The organism is Streptomyces sp. NPDC051172, assembly GCF_040682555.1.
In the GTDB taxonomy this organism is placed as follows: domain Bacteria; phylum Actinomycetota; class Actinomycetes; order Streptomycetales; family Streptomycetaceae; genus Streptomyces.
This window is the reverse complement of record NZ_JBFBBE010000321.1, coordinates 1-1,633: the sequence shown is the minus strand read 5'-3', so window position 1 is coordinate 1,633 and position 1,633 is coordinate 1. Positions and strand designations below refer to the sequence as shown.

At 75.0% G+C, this 1,633-nt stretch carries 2 protein-coding genes; both read right to left on the bottom strand.

The annotated features are described in order from the left end of the window. On the bottom strand, positions 1–1,272 hold a 1,272-nt coding region (radA, locus tag AB0N07_RS50720; protein WP_365847749.1), incomplete at its 3' end, for a DNA repair protein RadA. A gap of 89 nt (positions 1,273–1,361) precedes the next feature. Beyond that, positions 1,362–1,633, bottom strand: a 272-nt coding sequence (locus tag AB0N07_RS50715; protein WP_365847747.1) for a hypothetical protein, incomplete at its 5' end; no start/stop codon positions are given.

The following is a 1,633-nucleotide window of genomic DNA, read 5'->3' as shown; positions in this document are numbered from 1 at the left end:
CAGGCGGGCGGCTTCGCGCACGCGTCGCCCGATGCCGGGCACCGGGCGCACCTCACCGGCCAGCCCGAGCTCGCCGACCGCGATCATCCCCTGCGGGACGGGGGCCGAGAGCTTCGCCGAGGCCACGGCGACGGCCACGGCCAGGTCCGAGGCGGGCTCCGAGAGCCGCACGCCGCCCACGGTGGCCACATAGCAGTCGTCCTGGGCGAGGGCGAAACGGGCCCGGCGCTGGAGCACGGCCAGGAGCATGTTCACGCGCGCCGCGTCCACGCCGGAGACGGTGCGGCGCGGACTGCCGCCGGCGGACGGGGTGAGCAGGGACTGCACCTCGGCCACGAGCGGGCGCCGGCCCTCGAGCGTCACCGTCACGCACGTGCCCTCGACCGGCTCCGAGACGCCCGAGAGGAACAGACCGGAGGGGTCGTCCAGGGACTCGATGCCGTCCTCCCGCAGGTCGAAGCAGCCGACCTCGTCCGTGGGCCCGAAGCGATTCTTCACCGCACGCACCAGGCGCAGCCGTGAGTGGCGGTCCCCCTCGAACTGGCAGACCACGTCCACCAGGTGCTCGAGCAGCCGCGGACCCGCGATGGTCCCGTCCTTCGTCACGTGGCCCACCAGGACCGTGGTGATCCCCTTCTCCTTGGCCGTGCGGATGAGGCTGGCCGCCACCTCGCGCACCTGGCTGACGCCCCCGGCGATCCCGTCCACCTCGGTGGACTGCAGGGTCTGCACGGAGTCCACGATCACCAGCTCCGGGTCCGTCCGCTCGATCTGCCCCAGTGCCCGGCCCAGGTCCGTCTCCGCCGTCAGACGCAGGGTGTCCGCGATCGCCCCGATCCGGTCTGCCCGAGAGCGCACCTGCGCCGCCGACTCCTCACCCGTCAGGTACAGCACCGAGCGCGGACCGCCGCCTCCCGCGCCGCGGGCCGTCTGGGCGGCCACGTCCAGCAGCAGCGTGGACTTGCCGATGCCCGGCTCGCCGGCCAGCAGGATCACCGCACCCGGCACGAGGCCGCCGCCGAGCACGCGGTCCAGCTCGCGCACGCCCGTGGAGCGGAACGAGGCCAGCGTGGCGTCCACGTCCGCGATGCGCGGCGCGACCTCCACGACGGTGGCCGCGCGCGTGCGACCGGTGGTGGACGTCAGGCCGATCTCCTCGACCGTGCCCCACGACTGGCACTCCCCGCAGCGGCCGACCCACTTCACGGTGGTCCAGCCGCACTCGGTGCAGCGGTATCCGGGGGCGCGCTTCGGGGCGGTCTTGGTGGCCATGCGCCCACTCTAGGAGCCGAGGCGGACGCGTTAACCGGCCCGCGCACGGCCCCGCTGTCGACCGCCGGGGCCGCGCGCCGCCGTCGGGCTCAGACGCGGGGCAGGTAGGCCCGCGCCTCGTCGTGCTCGGCGCCCGTGGCCTCGATGAGGTCCACCATCATGGGCCGCAGCAGCATCACGAGCGCCTCGCCGTGCACGGATCCGCCGCCCAGCTGGTGCGGGTCCAACGCGGAGGCGGACGCCCCCAGGGCGTCCCGCGCCACGGACAGCGAGCGATGGCGGCCCTCGGCCTGGGGCTCCACGAGGGAGCGGTGCAGGATCTCGACGGCGTCCGCGGCGTCGTCGAACCAGGCGGCCAGGC